Source organism: Stenotrophomonas sp. NRRL B-14846 (genome assembly GCF_050473585.1).
Classification (GTDB): Bacteria; Pseudomonadota; Gammaproteobacteria; order Xanthomonadales; family Xanthomonadaceae; genus Stenotrophomonas.
In genome coordinates this window covers 2,739,004-2,763,746 of record NZ_JBFLUN010000022.1, presented here as the reverse complement: position 1 = coordinate 2,763,746, position 24,743 = coordinate 2,739,004, and the positions used below count along the sequence as shown (strand labels likewise).

Below are 24,743 nucleotides of genomic sequence, written 5' to 3'. Positions count from 1 at the left end.
TGCCCCGGCTACCCTGCACGCATGGAACGCGAGCCCCCGCATCGCCCGCATGGCGCTGAACATCCTGCGCTGGACCGCGTCCGTCGCGAGGGCCGTTGGTGGTGGCTGCAGGCGCGCCATGCGCGCCGGATCTGGCGCTGGGCGCTGCTCGCCGCGCTGGCTGTGTTCGTGCTGCTGGTGCTGCTGCGCAAGCCGCTGGCTGACTGGTTCTGGGATGAGCCGCAGATCGAGCAGCTGCTGGCCGAGGGGGATCGTGCACTGGCCGCCGGTCGCCTGAGCGATGCCGATGGCAGTGGTGCGCGCGAGCGCTACCAGGCGGTGCTGGCGCTGGACGGTGATCGCCCGCAGGCGCGCCAGGGCCTGGCCAATACCGGTGCGGCAGCGCTGCAACAGGCGCGCGATCGCCTGCAGGCCGATGACCTGGACGGCAGCGCGCAGGCACTGGCACTGGCACGTGAGCTGCAGGTGCCGCAGGGCGAAGCCGATGCGGTCGCCCGTCAGCTGCAGGCGCGACGCAATGCCGGAGCGGGTATTGGTGCGTTGTTGGCACAGGCGCGCAACGCGTTCGCGGCCGGACGCCTGGATGACGGCGACAGCAGTGCGTTGCCCCTGTTCCAGCGCATCCTCGCCTTGCAGCCGGACAACCTGCCGGCGCTGGAAGGGCGCGAAGATGCGCTGAGCGATCTGCTGCTGCAGGCGCGCACGCTGGCGGGGCGCGGAGAGCTGGCCGAGGCGGCCGTGATCCTGCGTCGTGCCCGCCAGTTCGATGCTGGTCATGCCGATCTGCCGGCCAGCGAGGAAGCCCTGGCGCGCGCGGTGGACCAGCGCTTGCGGCAGGCGCAGCGGGCACTGCAACGGCAGCAGCTGGAAGCCGCGGCCAAGGGCTTCCTGGCAGTGCTTGCGGTGGCTGCCGATGATCCCAACGCCCAGCGCGGGCGTGAGCAGGCGCTGCAGGCGGTGGTGGCACGCAGCCAGAAATCCGCCGACGACTTCCAGTTCGATGCGGCCCAACGCGATGCGGCCCTGGCGGCGGAGCTGGGGGCTTCGCAGGGCATACGCCAACAACTGGCGCAGCGCCTGCAGCGTGCGCAGCAGGCGCAACAGGCCCTGCAGCAGCCCACGATCAGTACGGCGCAGCGCGAACGCCAGCTGCGCGACCATCTGCGCAGGATCGAGCGTGCCGAGCGTGCAGGGCAGTGGATCAGCCCACCGGGGCACAGCGCGTTCGACGCACTGCGCGAAGCCCAGTCACTGGCCCCCCGCGACGCGCGGGTGAAGGCCGCTGCAGCACGCCTGCTGCCCGCCAGTCGCCGCTGCTTCGACGACAATCTGCGGCAGAACCGGGTACAGGCGGCAGGCGCCTGCCTGCAGGCCTGGCAGACGCTGTCACCGACCGCAGCGGGCCTGCCCTCGGCGCGGCTGCGGTTGGCCCAGCGCTGGCTGGCGATCGGCAGCGAACGGCTCGGCAATGGCGACCTGGCCTTCGCTGCGCACGCCGCCGAACAGGCGCGGTTGCTGCAGCCGGATCTGGCCGAACTGCCGGCGTTCGAAGACCGCCTGCGTCGCGCCGGTGGACGGGCGGACTAGGCGAAGAACACCCGCTGCACGGTCGCGCGCGCGGCATCAAGCGAGAAATGCTGGGCGACGTTGGCCAGGCCGGCATCGGACAACTGCTGCCACAGCTGCGGGTCCTGGTACAGGCGGATCACCGCATCGGCGAAGCCCGCAGCGTCATCGGCCACCAGCACGTCCTGGCCCGGATCCAGGTGCATGCCTTCCACGGCACAGGTGGTACCGACCACCGGCTGGCCATGGGCCATGCTCAGGTTGATCTTGCCCTTCACGCCGGCGCCGAACCGCAGCGGCGCAATGGCGATGCGCGCGCCGTCCATGTAGGGCGTGATGTCTTCGACGAACCCGTGCATCTGCACGCCGGGCTGGCGTGCGGCCAGTGCCAGCAACGACTCCGGTGCCGCGGCGCCGATGCAGTGCAGGCGCACCTCCGGCAGCCGGGCGCGGATGCGGGCGAAGACCTCGCCGATGAACCATTCCATGCCATCCAGGTTCGGCGGATGGCGGAAGCCACCGACAAACACCAGGTCGCGCCGCTGCTCGAATACGGCGCCGGCACCGGCGACCTCGTGCAGGTTGGAGATCAGCTCCACCCGCACCCGCGGCGCATCGGACTGCAGCTGCTCCCGTTCGGCCGCACTGACCAGCACGGTGATGTCGCACTGCTCCATCACGGCCAGTTCGCTGCTGCGGGTACGTTCGGCTGCACGCAGCAGGGTTGCGTCGCCGGCCACTTCGGCACCGCGGCGTTCGCGCAGGTAGTGCAGGTCAACGGTGTCGAATACGGTGCGTGCCTGCGGTGCATAGCGCTTGAGCAGCGGCAGGCATTCGTGGGCGACGTGGTGACGCACCAGCATGGCCACGTCGAAACGCGATCCGTGGCTGCGCAGCCAGCCGGCCACGCCGTCCAGGAAGGGCGCGTACCAGACTTCCACGCCCATCCGTTGCAGCGCTTCGGTGGCCGCACCGGCATGCTCGCGCCGGGTCGGTACGAACACGACGTGGGCACCGCCCTGCAGCAGCAGGCGGATCAGATTGACCTGGCGCAGCGACCCGGAATCGCGATCCGGCTGCGGTACTTCCTCGTCCAGGATCAGCACCTGGCGCCGGCCGCGCAGCAGCAGCGCCGGAGACGGCACTTCGCCGACCGCCGGATGACGGCGCAGTTCGGTGGCCCAGCGGGCGGCGAAGATGGCCTGGTTGCGCACCTGGTAGGCCTTCACCCCGCTGCCGGTGTCGGTGCCGTTGCTGGTGCCTTCGTCATGGATCACCCGGCTGGCCGGCTGCACCAGCACGCGCAGGCCCTGTGCACGCACGCGGAAGGCCAGGTCGGTGTCCTCGTAGTAGGCCGGCTTGTAGCGGGTATCGAAGCCGTCCAGCTGCTGCCAGAGGGCGCGCGGCAGCATCAGCGCCGCGCCCGAGCAGTAGTCGACGTCGCGCAGGCTGGCAAAGCGCGGATCATCGGCGGCCTCGAAGCGGCCGTAGCTCCAGCCACTGCCGTCGGCGAAGATCACCCCGCCTGATTCCTGCAGGCGGCCATCCGGATACAGCAGCTGGCTGCCGACCAGGCCGGCGTCGGGCACGCTGCCGAAGGTGTCCAGCAGGGCGTCGAGCCAGCCCGGCTGCGGCACCGTATCGTTGTTCAGCAGTACCACGTAGCGGCCGCGCGCGCGCGATACACCGTCATTGCAGGCTTCAATGAAGCCGCCGTTGTTCTCGCGCACTTCATAGCGCAGCCCGGCCACCTGCGGCATCCACTGCACGGTGGCGTCGCTGCTGCCGTCATCCACCACCAGGATCTCGCACGCGGCCGCCGGTGGGTGCGCCGCCAGGGCGCGCAGGCAGGCCAGGGTGTGGTCGACGTGGTTGTAGACCGGGATGACGATGCTCACCTCCGGCGATTCGCTGAACGGCACCGTGAAGGGGGTGAAATCCTGGGCTGGCGGCAGGAACAGTGGCGTGCGCGGGGCGGGAACGGCGCGCTGGGTATGCACGCGGATGCGTTGCCAGGTGGCCCGCCACCCACGGGTGCGCAGGCTTGCCAGGCTCCGGCGGGCCAGGCCCGACAGGCGGTTGATCAGGTATCGGATCTCGGCCAGGGACATCGCCATCCGGTTGCAACTCCAGCTTAAGCAGGGGAACCCGGGAGAATTCGCCAGCCGCAGCGGCTGGGGTAGACTCGCCAGACCCTACATTCTCGCATTCCCGTGCCCCGACGCTACGATTCCGACGACATCGACGATTTCGACGACGACGACCAGCAGGACAACGGTCCGCTGTGGCGGCGCCGGCTGATCACCTGGAGCATGGCTGCGGTCGCGTTGGGATTGGGTTTCCTCATCCCCTATACGCTGTACCTGAACCAACAGGTGACCCAGCGTTTCGGTGAACTGCGCTGGCAGATCCCGACGCGCGTGTACGCGCGCCCGCTGGTGCTCACCCCCGGCAAGGCGATGGATGCGTCTACGCTGAAGACCGAGCTGGCCGCCTCTGCCTACCGCGATGACGGGCAGGGCAAGGAGCCGGCCACCTATGCGGTGAACGGCGGGCGCTTTGTCATCTCCAGCCGCGGCTACAACGACGTCGATGGCCGGGTGGCCCCGCGCCGGGTGGAGCTGTCGCTGGCCGATGGCGGCGTGGCCTCGCTGCGCGACGCTGACAACCGCAAGGCGCTGAAGGCCGCGCGGCTGGATCCGGCGCGCATCGCCACCCTGTACGGCCAGAAGCAGGAAGAGCGCCGCCTGATCCGCATGGACGAGGCGCCGGACCTGCTGGTGACCGGCCTGCAGGCAGTGGAAGACAAGGATTTCAACCGCCATCACGGCATCGACCTGTCCGGCATCGCGCGAGCGGTGTGGGTGACGATCCGTTCCGGTGGCCAGAGCCGCCAGGGCGCTTCGACGCTGACCCAGCAGCTGGCCCGCAGCGGCCTGCTCGGCATCGGCAAGGAGCAGACGGTCACCCGCAAGTTCAATGAGGTGCTGTACGCACTGATCATGGAAGCGCGTTATGACAAGCGCACCATCTTCGAGGCCTACCTCAACCAGGTCTACCTGGGCCAGCGCGGCAGCCAGGCGATCCATGGCATGTCCTCCGGCGCCGAGTTCTGGTTCGGCCGTGACCTGCAGTCGCTGGAGACCGAGCAGATCGCACTGCTGATCGGCCTGGTCAAGGGCCCCTCCTTCTACGACCCGCGGCGCAACCCGGAGCGCGCGCTGGATCGCCGCAACTTCGTGCTGGGCAAGCTGCACGAGGCCACGCTGATCGACGATGCCGAGTACCAGCGCGCACTGAAGGCACCGCTGGGCGTGCCCAAGACGCCGGGCCTGGTGGCGGCCAACCGCTTCCCCGCCTACGTTGACCTGGTCCGCCGCCAGCTCGGCCATGACTATCCGGAATCGGCGCTGCAGGGCGCGGGCCTGAGCGTGATGACCGGCATGTCGCCGTCCGCGCAGGCCTATGCCGAAGGCGCGGTGACCCGCACCATCAAGTCGCTGGAAAGCCAGCGCCGCCCTGAACTGCAGGCCGGCATGGTGCTGACCGACGTGCACAACGGTGACGTGCTGGCGGTGATCGGCAGCCGCGAGGTGTCCGAGGTCGGCTTCAACCGCGCGATCGAGGCACAGCGCCCGGTCGGTTCGCTGCTCAAGCCGTTCGTGTACCTGCTGGCCCTGGCGCAGCCGGACCGCTACTCGCTGGCCAGCTGGGTGGATGATTCGCCGGTGACGGTGCAGCTCGGCCGCGGCCGCAACTGGAACCCCGGCAATGCGGACAACCGCAGCCACGGCACGGTGCGCCTGATCGACGCACTGGCGCATTCCTACAACCAGGCCACGGTGCGCGTGGGCATGCAGGTCGGCCCCGAGCGCGTGACCCAGCTGATCCACGTACTGGCCGGCATCAAGGCCGAGGCCAACCCGGCGGTGATCCTCGGCTCGACCGACCAGAGCCCGTACGCGATGGCGCAGCTGTACCAGTTCCTCGCGTCCGGCGGCGAGATCCAGCCGCTGCACGCGGTGCGTGGCGTGCTCGATCCGCAGGGCAAGTTGCTCAAGCGATACGACAAGACCCCGGCACCGGCGCAGGAAGGCGATTCGATTGCCGCCAACCTGATCAGTGTCGGCCTGCAGCAGGTGGTCGCCAGCGGTACCGCGCAGCGGCTCAATGCTGATGGCCTCGGCCGCCTGCAGCCCGCCGGCAAGACCGGCACCACCAACGATGGCCGTGACAGCTGGTATGCCGGCTACACCGGTGATCATCTGGCGGTGATCTGGATCGGCAACGATCAGAACGAGCAGGCCGGTCTGTATGGCGCCACTGGCGCGATGCGGGTCTGGTCGGGCATCTTCCAGCGCCTGCCGAGCGCGCCGCTGCGGGTCAGCAACAAGGGCCTGGACTGGCAGTCGGTGGCGCCTACCGGCCTCAACAGCACCGATGAAGGCTGCCCCGGCGCGCGTCGTTTCCCGTTCGTGGTGGGCTATGCGCCGGCCTATGCGCCGTGCGCACCGGCGGTGTCGCCGGACGGGCAGGGCGGGGCCGAAGGCGAGGGCGGTGGCTGGCGCAGCTGGTTCGGCCTGGACCGCAAGCCGGAAGCACCTGCCGAACCTGCCGCGGCACCCGCCGCCGCTACTCCTCCCCCGAGCCGATGATGCCGATGAACATGCGATCCCTGCTGCAGCCCCTGGCCCTGACCGGCCTCAGCCTGGCCCTGGCCGCCTGCGTGAGCAGCGCACCGCCGGTGGTCAAGCCGGTCGACACCACCACGCCGGCGCAGCGTCTGGCTGCGGTGGATGCAGCCGCAGGCCCGGACGACAAGGAACTGTCGGTGCAGCCGCTGCGTGATTCGCAGGTGGAAGACCTGCGGTTGACCGCACAGGCGCAGCGCCAGGCAAACGATCTGGCCGGCGCGGCCAGCAGCCTGGACCACGCGCTGGAGATCGTGGCCGGCGACCCGGCGGTTTTGCAGGAACGTGCCGAGCTGGCACTGCTGCAGGGCCAGTGGGCACAGGCGGAGACGTTCGCGCGCAAGGCGGTGGATCTGGGTTCGAAGACCGGGCCGCTGTGCCGCCGGCACTGGGCGACGATCGAGCAGTCGCGCCTGGCGCGGGGCGAGAAGGAGAATGCGGTGTCGGCGCATGCGCAGATTGAAGGCTGCACCGTGCCGGGGATCAAGCGGTACTGAGTTTTCAGCCAACGGCGCAGCCCCTCGTGGCTGCCTGTTTGGCCGCGTGAAGCAAAAGCCGCGCTTGGCCGGGCGGGGTGGGTTCGCGGGGGACGCCGTGAACCCGTCCCTGGGGGCTTGGCCGCGGCATCCATGCCGCGGACACCCCCGCGAACCCACCCCGCCCGACCTCTGACAGTTTCCGTGTGCGTCCAGCCACGGAAAAGAAAAAGAAGATCAAAGCGGGTCGCGCGCTGCGCGCACTTGCCACTTTCCTTTTCCTTCCCCGTTCCACCAACCGCTTCTGAAATGGCAGTTGAGCAAGCTCGACGCTACGCCGTGCGTGCATCCGTCACTGGGAAACTGTCGAGGGTGGGGCGGGAGGGGCAGGCAGGACCGTTGGCGCCATGGATGGCGCCATCGAGCCCCCATGGATGGGTTTACGGCGTGTCCTGCCTGTCCCTCCCGCCCCGCCCAGCACGTAGCAACCCAGAGCCATGAACACCGCTGTTGCTGTTGCTGGTGCTCCGGCTTGAAACGGGTGCCGGGCAGCGCCCGGCCGGGTATCCTTTCCCTCTGATGTCCGACCTTGTCCATGCCAGCCGCGAAGCCCTCAGCGAAGGCGGCGCGCTCGCCTCGCACCTGGATGCCTTTGTCCCGCGTCCGGCACAGCTGCACCTGACCGAGGCCATCGCCGATGCGCTGCAGCAGCGGGACCTGCTGCTGGCCGAGGCCGGTACCGGCACCGGCAAGACCTTCGCCTATCTGGTGCCGGTGCTGCTGTCCGGGTTGCGCACCATCATCTCCACCGGCACCCGCGCGCTGCAGGACCAGCTCTACCACCGCGACCTGCCGCGCGTGCGCCAGGCGCTGGGCGTCGGCCTGCGCAGCGCGCTGCTGAAAGGGCGCGCGAATTACCTGTGCCGCTACCGACTGCAGCAGGCGCGGGGCGAACCGCGGTTTTCCAGTCCCGAGCAGGCCGCGCAGTTCCAGCGCATCCTGGCCTGGTCCGGCCGCTCGGAGTTCGGCGACATCGCCGAACTGGAAGGCCTGGCCGATGACTCGCCGCTGCTGCCGATGGTCACCTCCACCGTCGACAACTGCCTGGGTACCGATTGCCCGTTCTGGGATGACTGTTTCGTGGTGCGTGCGCGCCAGCGTGCGCAGGCGGCCGACGTGGTGGTGGTCAACCATCACCTGCTGCTGGCCGACCTGGCACTGAAGCAGGATGGCTTCGGTGAGTTGCTGCCGGGGGCGCAGGCCTTTGTCATCGACGAGGCGCATCAGCTGCCCGAGTTGGCCGCGCAGTTCTTCGGCGAAGGCTTTGGCATGCGCCCTTGGCAGGAACTGGGCCGCGACTGCCTGGCCGAAGCACGCGGCGTGGGCGGTGCGCAGTCGGCCCTGCAGGAACCGGTCGACCAGTTGCAGCAGGCATTGTTGGCGCTGCGTTCGGCGATGGACGGGCTGCCGCCACGTGGTACGCAGTGGCGCGCGCTGGCCATGCCACAGGTGCGCGATGGATTCGATACGGTGATGGCCGGCCTGGTGACGCTGGAGCAGGCATTGCAGCCGCTGCGCGAAGCGGCGGCGGGTCTTGATGCCTGTCATGCGCGGGCGCGCGAGGCGGTGTCGCGGCTCCAGCGCTGGCTGGGCGATGATGAGCCCACCCTCGATTTCGATACCGATCCGACGGAGACTCCCCGTGCGGCCGATGTGCTCTGGTATGAGCTCACCCCGCGGGGTTTCCGCTGCCAGCGCACGCCGATGGATGTGTCCGGCCCGCTGCGCGAGCATCGCGAGCGCAGCCGCGCGGCATGGATCTTCACCTCGGCCACGCTGACCGTGGGCGGTGGCTTCGACCACATCGCCACCCGCCTGGGCCTGGACGATCCGCACACGCTGGTCCAGCCGAGTCCGTTCAACTGGCCCGAGCAGGCGTTGTGTTACCTGCCCGAAGGCCTGCCCGATCCGGCGGCGCGCGGATTCGGCACTGCGCTGATCCAGACCTTGCGACCGGTGTTGCAGGCCTCGCAGGGCAGGGCGTTCCTGCTGTTCGCTTCGCACCGTGCACTGCGTGAGGCCGCCGAGGCACTGCGCGACGGGCCGTGGCCGTTGTTCGTGCAGGGTGAGGCGCCGCGTGCGACGCTGCTGCAGCGCTTCCGCGAATCGGGCAATGGCGTGCTGCTGGGCTCGGCCAGTTTCCGCGAGGGCGTGGACGTGGTCGGCGAAGCGCTGAGCGTGGTGATGATCGACAAGCTGCCGTTCGCGGCACCGGATGACCCGGTCTACGAGGCGCGGCTGGAAGCGATCCGCAGCCAGGGCGGCAACCCGTTCCGCGACGAGCAGTTGCCGCAGGCGGTGATCGCACTGAAGCAGGGCGTTGGTCGCCTGATCCGCAGCGAAAGCGACCGGGGCGTGCTGGTGCTGTGCGACCCGCGCCTGCTCAACCGCGGCTATGGCCGGATCTTCCTTGAGTCGCTGCCGCCGTTCCGGCGCACCCGCAGCCTGGCCGATGTGCAGGCCTTCTTTACGCCACAATGGCTACCCGTGGCCGATGATGCGGCTGCCCCGGCCGTCGTTGCGGCAGGGCCGGAGCCGGCTCCCGGTGCCACGTTCCCCTTGTTCTGACCTGATCCGATGAAACTGCTTGCCTTTGAAACCGCCACCGAAGCCTGTTCCGTTGCCCTGCATGTCGATGGGCAGGTGCTGGAACGCTTCGAGATCGCCCCGCGCCGGCACGCCGAACTGAGCCTGCCGTGGGCCGAGGCGCTGCTGGCCGACGCCGGCATCAGCCGTCGCCAGCTCGATGGCATCGCGCTCAGTCGCGGTCCGGGTGCGTTCACTGGCGTGCGCCTGGCGATTGCCATCGCCCAGGGCATCGCACTGGCACTGGACCGCCCGCTGCTGCCGGTCTCGACGCTGCAGGTGCTGGCGCTGCGGGCGCCGACGGAAGAAACGCAGATCCTGTCGGCGATCGATGCGCGGATGGGTGAACTCTACGTCGCACGTTTCGAGCGGGTGGACGGCCTGCCGGTCGCGCGCGATGCCGAGCGCGTATGCGCGCCTGCCGCGGTGGCGCTGCCGGAAGGGCTGTCCGCCTACGGTGTGGGTACCGGTTTCGGCGCAGCCGAGGGCGCACTGGTGGCGCAACTTGGGGCTGGCCTGCGTGGATTCGATGCAGCCGCATTGCCGCGTGCGTCGGACGTACTGGCACTGGCGGTGCCGGCCTTCGCGCGCGGTGAAGCCATCGCACCGGAGAAGGTCGAGCCGGCCTACCTGCGCGACAACGTGGCACTGACCCTGGTCGAGCAACAGGCCGCGCGCGAGGCGAAGGCGAAGGCCAACGGCTGAGCCCCTCGTGGCGGGGTTGGTTGATCGCGTAAATCAAAAGCCGCGCTTGGCCGGGCGGGGTGGGTTCGCGGGGGACGCCGTGAACCCCGCTCCGCGGTCCGGCCCAGCCGCTGGCGGCTGTGCGTTCGGGCGCTTGCGAAGCCGTGCTTCGCAAGCAAAGCGCCCTCACCCCTGGGGGCTTAGCCGCGCCATCCATGGCGCGGATACCCCCGCGAACCCACCCCGCCCGACCTCTGACAGTTTCCGTGTGCGTCCGCCACGGAAAATCAAAAGAAAATCAAAGTCAAAAGCGGATCGCTTCGCTCGCATCCACGCATAGCGTGGATGTGTGTCGACCAAGGTCGACACCTACCAACAGCGGAGCGGGACGCGATGCGCCGGGATCTGTCAGAGGTAGGGCGGGGTGGCTGGGCAGGACCGTTGGCGCCATGGATGGCGCCATCGAGCCCCCAAGGATGGGTTTACGGCGTGTCCTGCCCAGCCACCCCGCCACACCAAATCCACAGTCCAACCGCCGCCTTTGACGTTGACGTTGACGTTCAGCGGGTCCCGGGCCGCAGGCCCGGGCAACAAACCCTACCGGTCGTCGTGCAGGGTGCCACCGGGCAGGAACACCCACGTGCGGGTGACCTGCAGGATGTCGATCTCGTCCTCGGTCTTCGGCAGCGGCGGGAACGGCTGCGCCAGCTGCACCACCCGCAGCGCCGCCTCATCCAGCAACGGCGTCCCGCTTGAACGCAGGATCCGGCTGCTTTCCACGCTGCCATCGCGGCGCACACCCACGCTGATCACCACCTGGCCGCCGAGCCGGCGCTGCCGCGCCTCGTCCGGGTAGTTCAGGTTGCCCACGCGCTCGGCGCGGTCGACCCAGGCGCGCAGGTAGTTGGCATAGGCATATTCGCGCGTGCTGGCCGACACGAACTTGCGGTTCGGGCGCTTGGCGTACTGCGCGGAACGCAGATGCACCTCGGCCGCCAGCCGTGCCATCTCGGCGTCGCGCTGTTCGCGCGCGGTCAGCGGTGCATCCGCTTCGGGCTGCTCCGGTGTCGGCCGCGGCTGGGCCTGGGCCACCGTCTCTTCACCATTGCGGCTGCTCACCACGCGTGCCTGTGGCGGCGGAACCGGCGCGGCCGATTGCTGCTGTTGTGGCACTGGGCTCAGCCCCGCCTGCGCCTGCGGCACGATGCCGGCCTGGTTGTCGCGCGGGCGCTGCGCACGGTCGTGCTCGCCACCACCTTCCTGGCTGGCGGCGGCAAGGAAATCGGCCTGCTTCGGCGTCAGTGCGGTGCGGGTCTGGCTGAAGATCACTTCCAGCGTCGGCACCAGCGGTGCGTCGCCCTTCACCGCAAAGCCCACGCCCAGGATCAGCAGGGCGTGGACCAGCACCGACAGCGCGATGGTCGCGCCCAGCCGTTGCGCTTCGCGCGGCGGCGGGGGCAGGACGGCAGGTGCGGCCGCCATCAGCGCAGGCCGGCCTCGAGCGCGTCGAACAGGGTGCCGGCGATGTTCAGGCCGTACTGCGCGTCCAGCTCGCGCACGCAGGTCGGGCTGGTCACGTTGACCTCGGTCAGGTAATCGCCGATCACGTCCAGGCCGACGAAGCGCATGCCACGACGCTTCATCTCCGGGCCAACCTGGCCGGCGATCCAGCGGTCACGCTCGCTCAGCGGGCGCCCTTCGCCCCGGCCGCCGGCCGCCAGGTTGCCGCGGAACTCGTCACCCTGGGGAATGCGCGCCAGGCAGTAGTCGACCGGTTCGCCGTCGACCAGCAGGATGCGCTTGTCGCCGGCCGTGATGTCGGGAATGAACTTCTGGGCCAGCGCCAGCTTGCGGCCGCCGTCGGTCAGGGTTTCCAGGATCACGTTCAGGTTCGGATCGCCCTGGCCGCTGCGGAAGATCGAGCGGCCACCCATGCCATCCAGCGGCTTCAGCACGGCCTGGCCGTGTTCCAGGGCGAAGGCCTTCAACGCCTTGGCATCGCGGCTGACCAGGGTCGGCGGGCAGCACTGCGGGAACAGCAGGGCGGCCAGCTTCTCGTTGTAGTCGCGCAGGCCCTGCGGGTTGTTGACCACGCAGGCACCGGCAGCGGCGGCCACGTCCAGCACCTGGGTGTCGTAGATGTACTCGGCGTCGACCGGCGGGTCCTTGCGCATCAGCACGATCTGGCCGGGACCGAACTCGGTACGGCTGAACGCGCCCAGCTCATACCAGCCGGCCGGGTCGTCGCGAACCTGCAGCGGTGCGGTCTGGGCCACCGCCACGCCACCTTCCAGGGCCAGCCCGCCCGGCCGCACGTAGTGCAGGGCATGGCCGCGGCGCTGGGCTTCCAGCAGCATGGCGAAGGTGGTGTCCTTGGCGATCTTGATGTGGGCGATGGGGTCCATCACCACGATGACGTTCAACGGCATGGGCGCACCTGTCAGGCAAGGCGTTGATGGTAGCGGCAACGCCGGCCGCGCGCCTCCCCGCCGTACTGCAACGCAGCGTCCGCCTGCCGGCAGCGCAGTCATTGCGAACCCGGTCACGTTCAGCCGGGCGCCACCCCCTGCGCGGTAAGCCGGCCTTGAAGCGGGCGCGGAAAGTGCGATATAGATACGCTTTCGCAGCGGCTCCCGCCAGAGATTGGGCCGTGCGCTTGGGGATAGGCAATGACTGAAAACACGACTGCGGGCGGGGAACTCGCAGGACTCCGGGTGATGGTCATCGATGATTCGAAGACCATCCGCAGGACTGCGGAAACGCTGCTCAAGCGCGAAGGCTGCGAGGTGGTCACCGCCACCGACGGCTTCGAAGCGCTTGCCAAGATCGCAGACCAGCAGCCGCAGATCATCTTCGTCGACATCATGATGCCGCGCCTGGATGGCTACCAGACCTGTGCGCTGATCAAGGGCAACCAGCTGTTCAAGGCGACCCCGGTGATCATGCTGTCATCCAAGGATGGTCTGTTCGACAAGGCGCGGGGGCGCATCGTCGGCTCGGAGCAATACCTGACCAAGCCTTTCACGCGCGAAGAACTGCTGGGTGCCATCCGCACATACGTCAACGCCTGACCAGGGGGGAAAGGCACAATGGCTCGTATCGTCCTGATCGAGGATTCACCGACCGACCGCGCGGTGTTCACCCAGTGGCTGCGCCGTGCCGGCCACGAGGTGCTGGAAGCGGACAACGCCGAGGATGGCCTGCAGCTGGTCCGCGACCAGGTGCCGCAGCTGGTGCTGATGGACGTGGTCCTGCCCGGCATGAGCGGTTTCCAGGCCACCCGTGCAATGGCCCGTGATGCAGCGATCAAGCACATCCCGGTGATCATCGTCAGCACCAAGGCGATGGAAACCGACAAGGCCTGGGGCCTGCGCCAGGGCGCAGCCGATTACATCGTCAAGCCGCCGCGCGAGGATGAACTGATCGCGCGGATCAACGAACTGGTGGCCTGATGCGCTCGCCCTTCGACATCCTTGAAGCCTACGAACGGCGCAGCCTGGCCCACGCGGTGCAGCTGCCCGGGCGGCAGTTCGCCCAGGACCTGTGGCGTGGCGTCGGTTTCCGCGTCGGCCAGCGCCGGCTGGTGTCCGATTTCCGCGAAGTGGTGGAAATCGTGCCGATGCCGCCGGTGACCCCGGTGCCCTGCGCGCAGCCCTGGCTGCTGGGCGTGGGCAACCTGCGCGGCAACCTGTTCCCGGTGGTCGACCTGAAGTACTTCCTGGAAGGCACGCGCACCGTGCAGCAGGAAGGCCAGCGCGTGCTGATCATGCGCCAGGCCGGCGGCGACGTCGCACTGACCATCGATGAACTGTTCGGCCAGCGCAGCTTCGAGCAGGAACAGCAGATCGAGGCTGGCACCCTGGCCGAAGGTCGCTACGGCCATTTCGTTGACCGTGCCTTCCATGCCGACGGCCATGACTGGGGCGTGTTCTCGCTCTCGCTGCTGTCGCGCACCCCTGAATTCCGGCAAGCCGCGGCCTGAGGCCGGGCATCGCCCCCTGCATTGAAGATCGAGGTTGAACGATGAGTACTGCTTCGGACGCCACCAAGACCGGCAAGCTGCGGCTGGGCGGCAGCAACCTCTGGCTGTTCCTGCTGCTGGCATCGATGATCCTGTTCGGCGTCAACACCGGCGTCGCCACCTGGCAGGGCAGCCGCCTTGCCGACGCCGGCTCCAAGGCCGCCGACCTGCAGGTGCTGTCGCAGCAGCTGGCCAACCAGGGACGTGACGCGGTCGGCGGCAACGCCCAGGCCTTCACCGCCTTCAAGGCCACCCGCAACGCGATCGAACAGAACGTGTCGACGCTGCAGGGCCGCTATGGCAAGGAGCCGGGCGTGTCCGGTGCCATCGCCACCCTGGGCGAGACCTGGGCACCGTTGGGCAAGCAGGCCGGGCAGCTGGTGGCCAGCGAGCCCGCCGTGCTGGCGCTGGCCGGCAATGCCAACAACTTCACCGGCGCGGTGCCGGGCCTGCAGGCCCAGCTGAACGAGCTGGTGCGCGCGATGTCCGCCTCCGGCGCGCCGTCGTCGCAGGTGTACAGCGCACTGCAGCAGGTCGTGGTGGCCGGTTCGATGGCCCGCCGCGTGACCGAAATGCGTGCCGGTGGCAGCGCCGCGGCGACCTCCGGCGATGCGCTGGCGCGTGACATCACCGTGTTCTCGCAGGTGCTCGACGGCCTGCGCAACGGCAACGAGGAACTGGGCATCACCGCCGTGCGCGGTGCCGCCGCCGTGGCCGCGCTGGAGCAGTCGCAGCAGAAGTGGGAGGCGATGAAGCAGGATGCCGACGCGATCCTGGCCAGCTCGCGCCAGCTGTTCGCGGCGCAGTCCGCCGCCACCGCGCTGGGCCAGGGTTCGGCACACATGCTGGACGACAGCCGCAAGCTGTTCGATGCGTTCTCCTCGTTCGGCTCGGTGTCCGACACCCGCCTGTTCCCGAATTTCTGGATCGGCGTGGTGTCCGGTGCGCTGTCGCTGATCGCGATCATCGGCTTCGTCTCCACCAACGTGCGCAGCCGCTCGCGCGAGCAGGAACTGCGTTACCAGACCCAGGTGGAATTCAACAGCCGCAACCAGCAGGCGATCATGCGGCTGCTGGACGAAATCTCCTCGCTCGGTGAGGGTGACCTGACGGTGAAGGCCTCGGTGACCGAGGACATGACCGGCGCGATCGCCGACGCGATCAACTACGCGGTGGACGAGCTGCGCCACTTGGTGACCACCATCAACGACACCTCGGCCAAGGTCGCGATGTCCACCCAGGAAACGCAGGCCACCGCCATGCAGCTGGCAGAGGCGGCGGGCCACCAGGCCAACCAGATCACCTCGGCCTCGGACCGCATCGGCGAAATCGCGGCGAGCATCGAGCAGGTGTCGCGCAACTCGGCCGAGTCGGCCGACGTGGCGCAGCGCTCGGTGGTGATCGCCGCCGAAGGTGCCGGCGTGGTGCGCGAGACCATCCAGGGCATGGACCAGATCCGTGACCAGATCCAGGAAACCTCCAAGCGCATCAAGCGCCTGGGCGAGTCGTCGCAGGAAATCGGCTCGATCGTGGAGCTGATCAACGACATTTCCGAGCAGACCAACATCCTGGCGTTGAACGCGGCCGTGCAGGCGGCGTCGGCCGGTGAAGCGGGCCGCGGTTTCGCGGTCGTGGCCGACGAAGTGCAGCGCCTGGCAGAACGTACCTCGGGTGCGACCCGACGCATCGAAAACCTGGTCCAGGCCATTCAGGCCGACACCAACGAAGCGGTCACCTCGATGGAGCAGACCACGGCCGAAGTGGTGTCCGGTGCGCGCCTGGCCGAAGACGCCGGTACCGCGCTGACCGAGATCGAGCGCGTGTCCAACGCCTTGAACACCCTTATCAAGAACATCTCCATCGCCGCCCAGCAGCAGTCGGCCGCCGCCTCGGACATCACCCGCACCATGGGCGTGATCCGGCAGATCACCGGCCAGACCTCGCAGGGTGCCGGGCAGACGGCAGAGTCGATCGGCCACCTCGCGCAGCTGGCGGCGGACCTGCGCCGTTCGGTCGCCGACTTCAAGCTGCCGGCGTGACGCGGGCAGGGCGGCGAGCAAGGAACCAGTCGATGAAGCATTTCCATTCCCCACGCCAGAACTCGCGCGGCTTCCGCGCGGCGGCGAACGGAGCGCGTCCATGAGCAGTCTGCGCGATGCGATGAGCCACGCAGCGCTGGGCTGGGTCAAGCCCGAGCTGGACGAGACCCTGCGCCAGGTGCGCAACGAGGTCGAGTACTACGCGGAAGATCCGACCGATGCCAGCCGCATGCGCATCTGCGCCGGCTACCTGCATCAGGTGCAGGGCACCCTGCGCATGGTCGAGCTGTATGCCCCGGCGATGGTGGCCGAAGAGCTGGAACAGCTGGCCAACGCCATCGGCGCCGGCCGTGTGGCCGACCGTGATGAAGCCTGCGCGACCCTGATGCGCGGCAGCGTGCTGCTGCCGGACTATCTGGAACGCCTGCAGAACGGCCATCGCGACATTCCGATCGTACTGATGCCGCTGCTCAACGAGATCCGCGCGTCGCGTGGCGAAGAGGGCGTCAATGACAGCGTGCTGCTGGCCTTTGCGCCGGACAGCGTCACCGCCACCGAGGCCGAGCTGGACCATGCCCGTGGCAGCCTGAGCGGGCGCAACCGCGAGCTGCTCGACACGGTCGGCAGCGCGGTGAAGGAAGAACTGCTGCGCATCAAGGATGCGCTTGACCTGCACCTGCGCACCGGCGGTGCGCCGGAACAGCTGCAGACCCAGGCCAACGAGCTGGGCGCGGTGGCCGATACGCTGGGCATGATGGGCCTGGGCGTGGCCCGTGGCGTGGTCGTGCAGCAGCGCGACGCGCTGCGTGGCGTGGTCGAGGGCCGCCAGCAGATCGACGAGAACCTGCTGCTGGATATCGCCGGTGCGTTGCTGTACGTCGATGCCTCGCTGGACGACCAGGTCGCCCATCTGGGCGCCGGCGGCAGTGGCGAGGACGATCCGAGCGCGGTGGAGAACCGGCGCACGGTGGAAGTGCTGGCCCATGAAGCCATCGCCAACTTCTCCGCCGCCCGCGAGCATTTCGTCGCCTTCATCGAAACCAGCTGGAACCATGCCGAGCTGCAGGACGTGCCGCGCCTGCTGGGCGATGTGTCCGGCGCGCTGCGCATGCTCGACCTGGGCACCGCCGCCGATTACCTGCGTGGCGTGCAGCAGTACATCGAGGCCGAACTGATCGGCCGCCAGCGCGTGCCCAGCGGCCGCCAGCTGGACACCCTGGCCGATGCCATGGCCAGCCTGGAGTACTACCTGGAAGCCCTGCGCGACCGCCGCCCGGGCCGCGAGGACATCCTCGAAATCACCCGCAGCAGCCTCGAGGCGCTGCGCTACTGGCCGCTGCCCGAGCGCAATGCCGTCGCGCCGGATGCGCTGGCGGTACTGCAGGTCGAACCGGAGCCGGTTACCCTGCAGGCCGAACCGCTGCAGCCGGAACGCATCGAGATTCCGGTGCAGCCTGCCGCGCCTGCTGCCGGCGACGTGCCGACGCCGCTGCCGGACTTCACCTTTGATCCGCCGCCGGCCACCCCGGCGCCGATGGTGTCCGACAATCGCCTGATGTTCGGTGCATTGGGCACCGTGGCCGCCGTGGCCGCCGGCACCGGTGATGCCGATGCCTCGCCGTTGCCGACGCACGATGATGCGGAGGCACCGCTGGTCTTCGCGGCGTCCAGCGCACCTGCACCGGATGTCCCGCAGTGGGAGTTGGCGCCGTTCCATCCGGAGGCCGACGCGGTCGCGCCTGCCGATGACGAACGCAGCCCGACCTTCGCCAGTTTCGATCCGGTCAGTTTCGAACTGGCTGACAGCGGTCACTCCGATGCACCGCAGTGGTCGCTGTCCGAGGCGCCGCAGGTGCTTGAGGAAAGCGCAGCGCCTGCAATCGACGAGACGACGGACGCCGTGGTTTCGTCCGCGACCGGATTCGATGCTGCACCGGTGTTTGATCCGGTAGCGGCCGAGCAGGACGCGGTTGCCGAGGCCGACGACGTGGTGTTCCGCTTCGACGCCGATGCATTGGACAACGCTGACGACGTGCTGTCGCTGCATGCGATGGAAACGCTGTCGCTGGATGATGACGCCGGGTTGCATCCGTCGCTGGAGATCGTCGATGCCGTGGCGCTGTCGCCGGCCGATGCATCGCCTGCGGCGGAGGTCGAGGTGGACGAGGCTCCGGTTGACCTGCCGGCACCGTCGATCACGCCGCCGTCGATCGAAGCGCCAGCCCCAGCAGCGGAAACCTCGGCACCGGCCGTGTCGGTGATCGATATCGACACCATCGCGCCGATTGATTTCAGCGAGGCCGATGCCCAGTTCTTTGCCGAGCTGAGTGCAGCCGCTGCCGGCTTCAATCCGCAGGCGATGCCTGCCGCGGCGGCACCGGAGGCGGTGGTTGCGACCGACACCGACGCCAATGCCGACGCGAATGCGGGCTTCGACGCCGGCTTCGACGACGACGCCGAGAACATCGACGAGGACATCCGCGAGGTATTCCTGGAAGAGTTCGACGACGAGCTGGCCAATCTCGGCACGCTGCTGCCGGCGTGGCGCATGCAGCCGGACAACATGGACCGGCTGCGTCCGATCCGCCGCATCTTCCATACCCTCAAGGGCAGTGGCCGCCTGGTGGGCGCACGCACGCTGGGCGAGTTCGCGTGGAAGATCGAAGGCATGCTCAACCGCGTGCTGGATGGCAGCCGCGCCGCGTCGCCGGCGGTGCTGGCGATGGTCGACAACGCACATGCGGCGCTGCCACAGCTGAACGCAGCGCTGCGCCACGGCCAGCGCATCAGCGTCGACCTGCAGGCCATGCAGGCCATTGCCGATCGTGTCGGTGCAGGCGAGGAGACCTACTACGTACCGCTGCCGGGTGCGGCTGCGCCGGTTGTACCGGTTGCCGAAGCTGACGGCGAAGACGAGATCAGCCGCATTCTCGACGCCGAGGCTGCCGCTTCGGCGCCGACCGATACCGTCGTGGAGGCCGAAGTCGCCGGCACGCCGGCCAACATCGACAGCGTGCTGCGCGAGATTCTCGAGGCCGAGGTGGAAGTCCACCAGGCCACCCTGCAGGACTGGCTGCGTTCGGCGCAGCAGGCACCGCAACCGGTCAGCGATGCACTGCTGCGCGCGGTGCACACCATGAACGGCGCCTTCGCGATGACCGAAGTGCCCGAGATCACGGCTGTGACCGGCGGTGCGGAGTCCTACATCAAGCGCGCACTGGCCGCCGAGGTGGTCCCGGGTGATGAAGGCGTGGCCGCCCTGGATGCGACCGCGCAGGCGATCACCGCCACCATGGAAGCGTTGCAGGCCGAACAGCCGCGCATTGCGCCGCAACAGGTCCTGGCACAGCGCCTGCAGGCGCTTGCTGGCGAGCTGCCGGAAGCGCGCTGGCCGATGGTGGGCCTGGAAGACGAAGAAGACGATCTGGCGCTGGATGACCAACCCACAGCGGAATCGGATGTGGAAGCATCGACGGCCATCGCGTCCGGAACCGATGCTGTGCCGCTTTCGCTCGTCGCACCGGAGCAGGAACCTGAGGCACATGACGATGCTGCGCAAGCTCCGGTCGCCGACGTGGCGATCGAAGCCGGGCTGGAGGTCGGTGAGCTGACGGCCAGCGACGATCTTTCGCGCTACTTCGATGCCGGATGGCCGTCCGTGCCGGGTGAGGAGGAGGCGTCGCTGCCGGTGGTCGACTCGATCCAGGTGGCCGACGATGTGCCAGGCGTTGCCGTAGCCGGCGTCGAGGTGGAGTCCGAAAGCGTGCCGCCGTTGTCCGACGATGCCGGTTTGACCGTCGTGGATGATCTGTCGCCGTATCTGGATGCCAGTGCGCTGCCGGTCGACGACCGTGACGCCGAAGAGATCCCGGCCGCTGTCGAAGCCGTCGCATCTGACCTGAATGCGCCATCGGCCGATCACGCGCACGTCGCTGATGCCGTGGCGTTCGAAACGCCTGCTGCACTGCCACTCGACAGCGAGCTGTCGAGCCTGCAGGATGAAATGGCTGCGCCGGGGTTTGCAGAACCGGTCTCGCTGGAAGCCGCGCTCGAGGCCGGCCTGCACGTGATCGACGAAGAGCAGCCCCTGGCCGACGACGGGCAATGGCCCGTGCTCGGCCTGCAGGCCAGCGAACTCGCGCCGGGCGAGGCGGAAGCCTTTGCCGAGGATGCGGACGTCGGCGGGGAGGCGGCGATCGGTGAAGGAGAGAGCGCCGATCAGCCGTCCCCGGCGACGGTGAATGAGGAGATCGCGGAGGCGGCTGCGCCGGCCACCGCCGAACCGGTGCGCTTCTTCGAACTGGAAGACGCGCCGGGCCAGGCGGACGTCCACGCCGAAGCCGCCGACGTCGATGCGGTTGCGGTATCGGATGCCGTGGCAGCCGGTGCGCGCGAAGCCGACGTGCCTGAAGCCGTGACACCTGACGTCCTTGCCATGCCGGTGCTGGAAGACAGCGCCGATGCGCTCGACTTCAGCGTCTACGATCGCGAGCTGGTCGACATCTTCGTCGAGGAAGGCAAGGACCTGCTCGACCACTGCGATGGCCTGATCAGCGAGCTGCGCGATGCGCCGCAGGACCGCGAGGTGCTGGCCGGCCTGCAGCGTGACCTGCATACCCTGAAGGGTGGTGCACGCATGGCTGGCATCAACGCCATCGGCGATCTCGGCCACAGCATCGAATCGTTGCTGGAAGCCGTCGCCGCCGGTCGCACCGAGATCGAACGCCGCGATGTGCAGTTGCTGGAGCGCGGATTCGATCGCCTGCACCAGCTGCTGACCCGCACCGGTGAGCACCGCGTGGTGGAACCGGCGCAGGATCTGGTCGACGCGTTCGAAGTGCGTACCACGACCGATATCGCCGCTGCGGCGGCCGCGGCAGCGGCCGCCAACGTGGCGAGCGTCGCGGAAGCCGCGTCGGCACCGGTCGCCAGCCCGGCGCCGGCACTGCTCGATGCGCCGTTGTCGGCACCGTTGCCGGCTGAAGGCGTGGTCGATGAAGATCCGCTGGCGCGCCCGCAGCAGGAACAGGTGCGCGTGCGCGCGGATCTGCTCGACCGCCTGGTCAACCATGCCGGTGAAGTGGCGATCTACCGCTCGCGCCTGGAACAGCAGCTTGGCGCCTTCCGCGGCGCGATGGGCGAACTGGAGCGCACCAATGCGCGACTGCGCGACCAGCTGCGCCGCCTCGACCTGGAAACCGAAGCGCAGATCGTCGCCCGCTACCAGCGTGAGCAGGACCAGGCCGATCAGAAGTTCGATCCGCTGGAACTGGACCGCTTCTCCACCCTGCAGCAGCTCAGCCGTGCGCTGAACGAATCGGCGGCCGACCTTGGCGGCCTGCAGGGCGTGCTCGACGATCTGTCACGCCAGTACGACTCGCTGCTGCAGCAGCAGTCGCGCGTCAGCTCCGAGCTGCAGGACGGCCTGATGCGTGCGCGCATGGTGCCGTTCGATGGCCTGGTGCCGCGCCTGCGCCGCGTGGTCCGCCAGTCCGGCATGGATACCGGCAAACAGGTGCACCTGACCCTGGAAGGCACCCACGGCGAACTGGACCGCAACGTTCTCGACCGCATGGTCGCGCCGCTGGAGCACATGCTGCGCAACTCGGTGGCCCACGGCCTGGAAGCGCCGGAACAGCGTCGTGCCGCCGGCAAGCCGGAAGAGGGCGAAGTCGCCATCCGCCTGCACCGTGAAGGCTCGGAAATCGTGCTGGAAGTGGCCGATGACGGTGCCGGTCTGGACCGCGAAGCGATCCGCCGCCGTGCCATCGATCGTGGCCTGCTGGCCGCCGATGCGCAGCCGAACGAGCAGGAACTGGACAACCTGATCTTCGCCTCCGGTTTCTCCACCGCCGACCAGGTCAGCCAGCTGGCCGGTCGTGGCGTGGGCATGGACGTGGTGCGCAACGAAGTGCGCCAGCTCGGCGGCTCGGTCGACATCCAGTCGGTGCGTGGCCAGGGCGTGCGCTTCACCCTGCGCCTGCCGCAGACGCTGGCCGTCACCCAGGCGGTGTTCGTGCAGATCGGCGAAACCACCTTCGCCGTGCCGGTGGCCTCGGTCAGTGGTATCGGCCGCCTGTCGCGCGAGCGCTTCGAGGCCGCCGACAGCAGCTACCGCTACAGCGGCGAAGACTATCCGCTGTATGACCTCGGCAGCCTGGTCGGGCAGGCCCCGGCACGCGCCGATGGCCAGGACCAGGTGCCGCTGCTGCTGGTGCGTGCCGGTGACCTGCGTGCTGCCGTGGCGATCGACCAGGTGCTGGGCAACCGCGAAATCGTGGTCAAGCCGGTCGGCCTGCAGATCGCATCGGTACCGGGCATCTACGGTGCCACCATCACCGGCGATGGCCGCGTGGTGGTGATCCTGGACGTCGCGCCGCTGGTGCGCCGTTTCCTGGCCAATCCGACGGCACCGGTGCTGGCCAATGCGCCGCGCGACGAACGCCAGGTGCCGCTGGTGATGGTGGTCGATGACTCGCTGACCATGCGCAAAGTGACCGGCCGCATCCTGGAACGCCACAACTTCGAAGTCAGTGTCGCCCGCGATGGCGTGGAAGCACTGGAGCGGCTGGAAGAGCGCGTGCCGGACCTGATGCTGCTGGATATCGAGATGCCGCGCATGGATGGTTACGAGCTGGCCACCGCGATGCGTGCCGACCCGCGCTACAAGGATGTGCCGATCGTGATGATCACCTCGCGCAGCGGCGACAAGCACCGCCAGCGCGCCTTCGAGATCGGTGTCCAGCGTTATCTGGGCAAGCCGTACCAGGAACTGGACCTGATGCGTAACGTGTACGACCTGCTGGGGATCGCCCGTGTCCGTGAGTGAAACCCATCCGGCCCCGGCCGTCGCCCTGCTGGCCCGCCCCGGTGCGGCGCGCGAACGCCTGCGCGAGGCGCTGTCGCATGCAGATGTGCAGCTGGTCCTGGAAGATGATCCGAACGGCCTGGAGCCACAGGTCCTGCAGGCTGCGGATCCACAGTTTGTGGTGATCGCGCTGGAATCTGCCATCGAGGATGCACTGGAACGGCTGGAAGCCGTGCTCTCGGCACCGGGGTTGACCCTGGTGTTCGATGAGGCCGAGCTGGCCGCACGCCGCGACGGCTGGGAGGCCCAGCGTTGGGGGCGCCATCTGGCCGCCAAGCTGCATGGCCACCAGCAGGTGTTGCCGCCGGGTGCCGAGGAAGAGCCCAGCCTGCAGCTGGAGCCCGGCCATCCGGCGCCCGCGCCGGCGCCGCAGGAAGAAGCCCTGCAGCCGCACCTGGAGCAGGCGCTGAGCTGGGCCGATGAGGTTCCGGCAGACGGCCTGTATTCGCCGCCAGCACACCTGCACGAACCGATCGCGCTGGAGCAGGCCCTGGCGGCGCTGCAGCCGGTCGTGCCCGAACCCCTGGAGCCGCCTTTGCCGCCGCCGCAGGCGCTGGCCGAACCGGCGATGCCCGCGGCACCGCCGATCTCCTTCGATCACACTGCCTGGTCGCTGGTCGAGGAATCGATCGAAGCGCCGGTACCGGCAGAAGCCGTGGCCCCAGTCTCCGCGCCGCAGCCCTCCTTCGATACCGATCATCTGAGCCTGGTCGATCTGGATGCCGCCGCCCCGGCCGGTGCGCGCGCCGCGTCGCTGCTGGTGCTGGCCGGCATCGGTGGCCCGGATGCCTTGCGTCGCCTGCTCGGCGCACTGCCCGCGTCGTTGAGCGTGCCGGTGCTGGTGCACATGCGCCTGGATGGTGGCCGCTACGGCAACCTGGTCAAGCAGATGTCGCGCGTTTCGCCGTTGCCGGTGCAGCTGGCCGAGGCCGGCCAGCACGCCGTACCGGGCGAGGTCCACGTGCTGGCCGATGATATCGGCGTGCGCGCGGCCAGCGATGGCCTGCATTTCCAGAGCGATGCCACTGGTATCTCGCTCGCTGCATTGCCGGCCGAACACACCGCGCTGGTGCTGCTCAGCGGCGCCGACCTGGCCCACGTCGGCCCGGCGCTGGACCTGGCGGCTGCCGGTGCGTGGGTGGCCGGGCAGGTGGGCGAGGGCTGCTACGACCCGGCTGCAGCCACTGCGGTGGTTGCTGCCGGCATGGTGGCCGGTGAACCGCAGGAACTGGCGCAGGCGATTGCCGCGCGCTGGGGTGAGCAGGACGACAACGGAGAAGCACCATGAGCTACGCCAGCAATGACGAAATCCGCGGCGTCCTGATCCAGGCCGGCAACGAGCGCGTACTGCTGCCCAATGCCACCGTGGCCGAAATGATGTCGCGCGTGCCGGTGCAGCCGGTCTCCGATGCGCCGCGCTGGCTGGTTGGCGAAATCGGCTGGCACGGCTGGCAGGTGCCGCTGGTGTCGTTCGCACGCCTTTCCGGGCTGGGCGAGGAGACGGTGGCCGGCCACAACAAGGTGGTGGTGCTGAAGTCGCTCAGCGGCAACGCTCAGCGCCCGTACTACGCGCTGCTGACGCAGAACTTCCCGCAGCTGATCTCGGTGCCACGCGATGGCCTGCTGGCCGACGCGTCCGAAGAAACCCTGCCGCAGATCGTGCACATGCGCGTGCTGCTGGGTGAGCAGAGCGCGCTGCTGCCGAACCTGGACGCGCTGGAAGCGGCGCTGGATTCGCTGGCGGCCTGATCG

The 24,743-nt window shown here is 68.8% G+C and carries 15 protein-coding genes; 12 read left to right on the top strand and 3 right to left on the bottom strand.

Annotated features, from left to right (window positions below; genetic code table 11):
• Positions 1–21 precede the first annotated feature (21 nt).
• A complete protein-coding gene (locus AB1281_RS14980) occupies positions 22–1,587 on the top strand; it encodes a hypothetical protein (protein ID WP_430346280.1) in 1,566 nt (521 codons plus the stop codon).
• Here the strand turns inward: AB1281_RS14980 and AB1281_RS14975 are convergent.
• Positions 1,584–3,683 (bottom strand): glycosyltransferase, encoded by a 2,100-nt coding sequence (locus AB1281_RS14975; RefSeq protein ID WP_430346279.1) that lies wholly within the window; start codon positions 3,681–3,683, stop codon positions 1,584–1,586. The two genes, AB1281_RS14980 and AB1281_RS14975, sit on opposite strands and share 4 nt — an antisense overlap.
• Positions 3,684–3,779: 96 nt before the next feature.
• Between AB1281_RS14975 and mrcB the strand changes: the two genes are divergently transcribed.
• From mrcB to tsaB, 4 genes are all read left to right on the top strand, one after another.
• The gene (gene mrcB, locus AB1281_RS14970; RefSeq protein ID WP_075676826.1) at positions 3,780–6,221 is read left to right on the top strand and encodes a penicillin-binding protein 1B; all 2,442 of its coding nucleotides are present in this window, start codon (positions 3,780–3,782) and stop codon (positions 6,219–6,221) included.
• Entirely contained in the window at positions 6,218–6,754 is a 537-nt protein-coding gene (locus tag AB1281_RS14965) for a hypothetical protein (protein WP_042358910.1), read from the top strand. Before mrcB ends, AB1281_RS14965 begins: the two co-directional genes overlap by 4 nt.
• A gap of 558 nt (positions 6,755–7,312) precedes the next feature.
• Positions 7,313–9,361, top strand: coding sequence for an ATP-dependent DNA helicase (locus AB1281_RS14960; RefSeq protein ID WP_430346278.1), 2,049 nt, complete (start codon positions 7,313–7,315; stop codon positions 9,359–9,361).
• 9 nt (positions 9,362–9,370) lie between these two features.
• Positions 9,371–10,084 (top strand): tRNA (adenosine(37)-N6)-threonylcarbamoyltransferase complex dimerization subunit type 1 TsaB, encoded by a 714-nt coding sequence (gene tsaB, locus AB1281_RS14955; RefSeq protein ID WP_430346277.1) that lies wholly within the window; start codon positions 9,371–9,373, stop codon positions 10,082–10,084.
• Between the two features lie 576 nt (positions 10,085–10,660).
• On the opposite strand, the gene AB1281_RS14950 is transcribed toward tsaB, so the two are convergent.
• Positions 10,661–11,545, bottom strand: coding sequence for an energy transducer TonB (locus AB1281_RS14950; RefSeq protein WP_075676830.1), 885 nt, complete (start codon positions 11,543–11,545; stop codon positions 10,661–10,663).
• Entirely contained in the window at positions 11,545–12,492 is a 948-nt protein-coding gene (gshB, locus tag AB1281_RS14945) for a glutathione synthase (RefSeq protein WP_014038187.1), read from the bottom strand. The genes AB1281_RS14950 and gshB overlap by 1 nt, the downstream gene beginning before the upstream one ends.
• 240 nt (positions 12,493–12,732) lie before the next feature.
• Between gshB and pilG the strand changes: the two genes are divergently transcribed.
• From pilG to AB1281_RS14910, 7 genes are all read left to right on the top strand, one after another.
• Positions 12,733–13,134 (top strand): twitching motility response regulator PilG, encoded by a 402-nt coding sequence (gene pilG / locus AB1281_RS14940; protein ID WP_005418455.1) that lies wholly within the window; start codon positions 12,733–12,735, stop codon positions 13,132–13,134.
• Positions 13,135–13,152: 18 nt separating this feature from the next.
• Positions 13,153–13,515, top strand: coding sequence for a response regulator (locus tag AB1281_RS14935; protein WP_005410717.1), 363 nt, complete (start codon positions 13,153–13,155; stop codon positions 13,513–13,515).
• Positions 13,515–14,045, top strand: coding sequence for a chemotaxis protein CheW (locus AB1281_RS14930; RefSeq protein ID WP_430346276.1), 531 nt, complete (start codon positions 13,515–13,517; stop codon positions 14,043–14,045). The genes AB1281_RS14935 and AB1281_RS14930 overlap by 1 nt, the downstream gene beginning before the upstream one ends.
• A gap of 41 nt (positions 14,046–14,086) precedes the next feature.
• On the top strand, positions 14,087–16,123 hold the full coding sequence (locus tag AB1281_RS14925; RefSeq protein ID WP_014038185.1) for a methyl-accepting chemotaxis protein: 2,037 nt from the start codon (positions 14,087–14,089) through the stop codon (positions 16,121–16,123).
• A gap of 100 nt (positions 16,124–16,223) precedes the next feature.
• Positions 16,224–22,952: an Hpt domain-containing protein gene (locus tag AB1281_RS14920; protein ID WP_430346275.1), complete on the top strand. Its 6,729-nt coding sequence runs from the start codon at positions 16,224–16,226 to the stop codon at positions 22,950–22,952.
• Positions 22,939–24,279: a chemotaxis protein CheB gene (locus AB1281_RS14915; protein WP_430346274.1), complete on the top strand. Its 1,341-nt coding sequence runs from the start codon at positions 22,939–22,941 to the stop codon at positions 24,277–24,279. The genes AB1281_RS14920 and AB1281_RS14915 overlap by 14 nt, the downstream gene beginning before the upstream one ends.
• Positions 24,276–24,740: a chemotaxis protein CheW gene (locus AB1281_RS14910; protein ID WP_014648089.1), complete on the top strand. Its 465-nt coding sequence runs from the start codon at positions 24,276–24,278 to the stop codon at positions 24,738–24,740. Before AB1281_RS14915 ends, AB1281_RS14910 begins: the two co-directional genes overlap by 4 nt.
• Positions 24,741–24,743 lie beyond the last annotated feature (3 nt).

Bases quoted from the DNA above. Each gene is read 5' to 3' on its own strand.
- AB1281_RS14980 (WP_430346280.1), top strand. From the start codon at position 22: ATGGAACGCGAGCCCCCGCATCGCCCGCATGGCGCTGAACATCCTGCG.
- AB1281_RS14975 (WP_430346279.1), bottom strand. From the start codon at position 3,683: ATGGCGATGTCCCTGGCCGAGATCCGATACCTGATCAACCGCCTGTCG.
- AB1281_RS14965 (WP_042358910.1), top strand. From the start codon at position 6,218: ATGATGCCGATGAACATGCGATCCCTGCTGCAGCCCCTGGCCCTGACC.
- AB1281_RS14960 (WP_430346278.1), top strand. From the start codon at position 7,313: ATGTCCGACCTTGTCCATGCCAGCCGCGAAGCCCTCAGCGAAGGCGGC.
- tsaB (WP_430346277.1), top strand. From the start codon at position 9,371: ATGAAACTGCTTGCCTTTGAAACCGCCACCGAAGCCTGTTCCGTTGCC.
- AB1281_RS14950 (WP_075676830.1), bottom strand. From the start codon at position 11,545: ATGGCGGCCGCACCTGCCGTCCTGCCCCCGCCGCCGCGCGAAGCGCAA.
- gshB (WP_014038187.1), bottom strand. From the start codon at position 12,492: ATGCCGTTGAACGTCATCGTGGTGATGGACCCCATCGCCCACATCAAG.
- pilG (WP_005418455.1), top strand. From the start codon at position 12,733: ATGACTGAAAACACGACTGCGGGCGGGGAACTCGCAGGACTCCGGGTG.
- AB1281_RS14935 (WP_005410717.1), top strand. From the start codon at position 13,153: ATGGCTCGTATCGTCCTGATCGAGGATTCACCGACCGACCGCGCGGTG.
- AB1281_RS14930 (WP_430346276.1), top strand. From the start codon at position 13,515: ATGCGCTCGCCCTTCGACATCCTTGAAGCCTACGAACGGCGCAGCCTG.
- AB1281_RS14925 (WP_014038185.1), top strand. From the start codon at position 14,087: ATGAGTACTGCTTCGGACGCCACCAAGACCGGCAAGCTGCGGCTGGGC.
- AB1281_RS14920 (WP_430346275.1), top strand. From the start codon at position 16,224: ATGAGCAGTCTGCGCGATGCGATGAGCCACGCAGCGCTGGGCTGGGTC.
- AB1281_RS14910 (WP_014648089.1), top strand. From the start codon at position 24,276: ATGAGCTACGCCAGCAATGACGAAATCCGCGGCGTCCTGATCCAGGCC.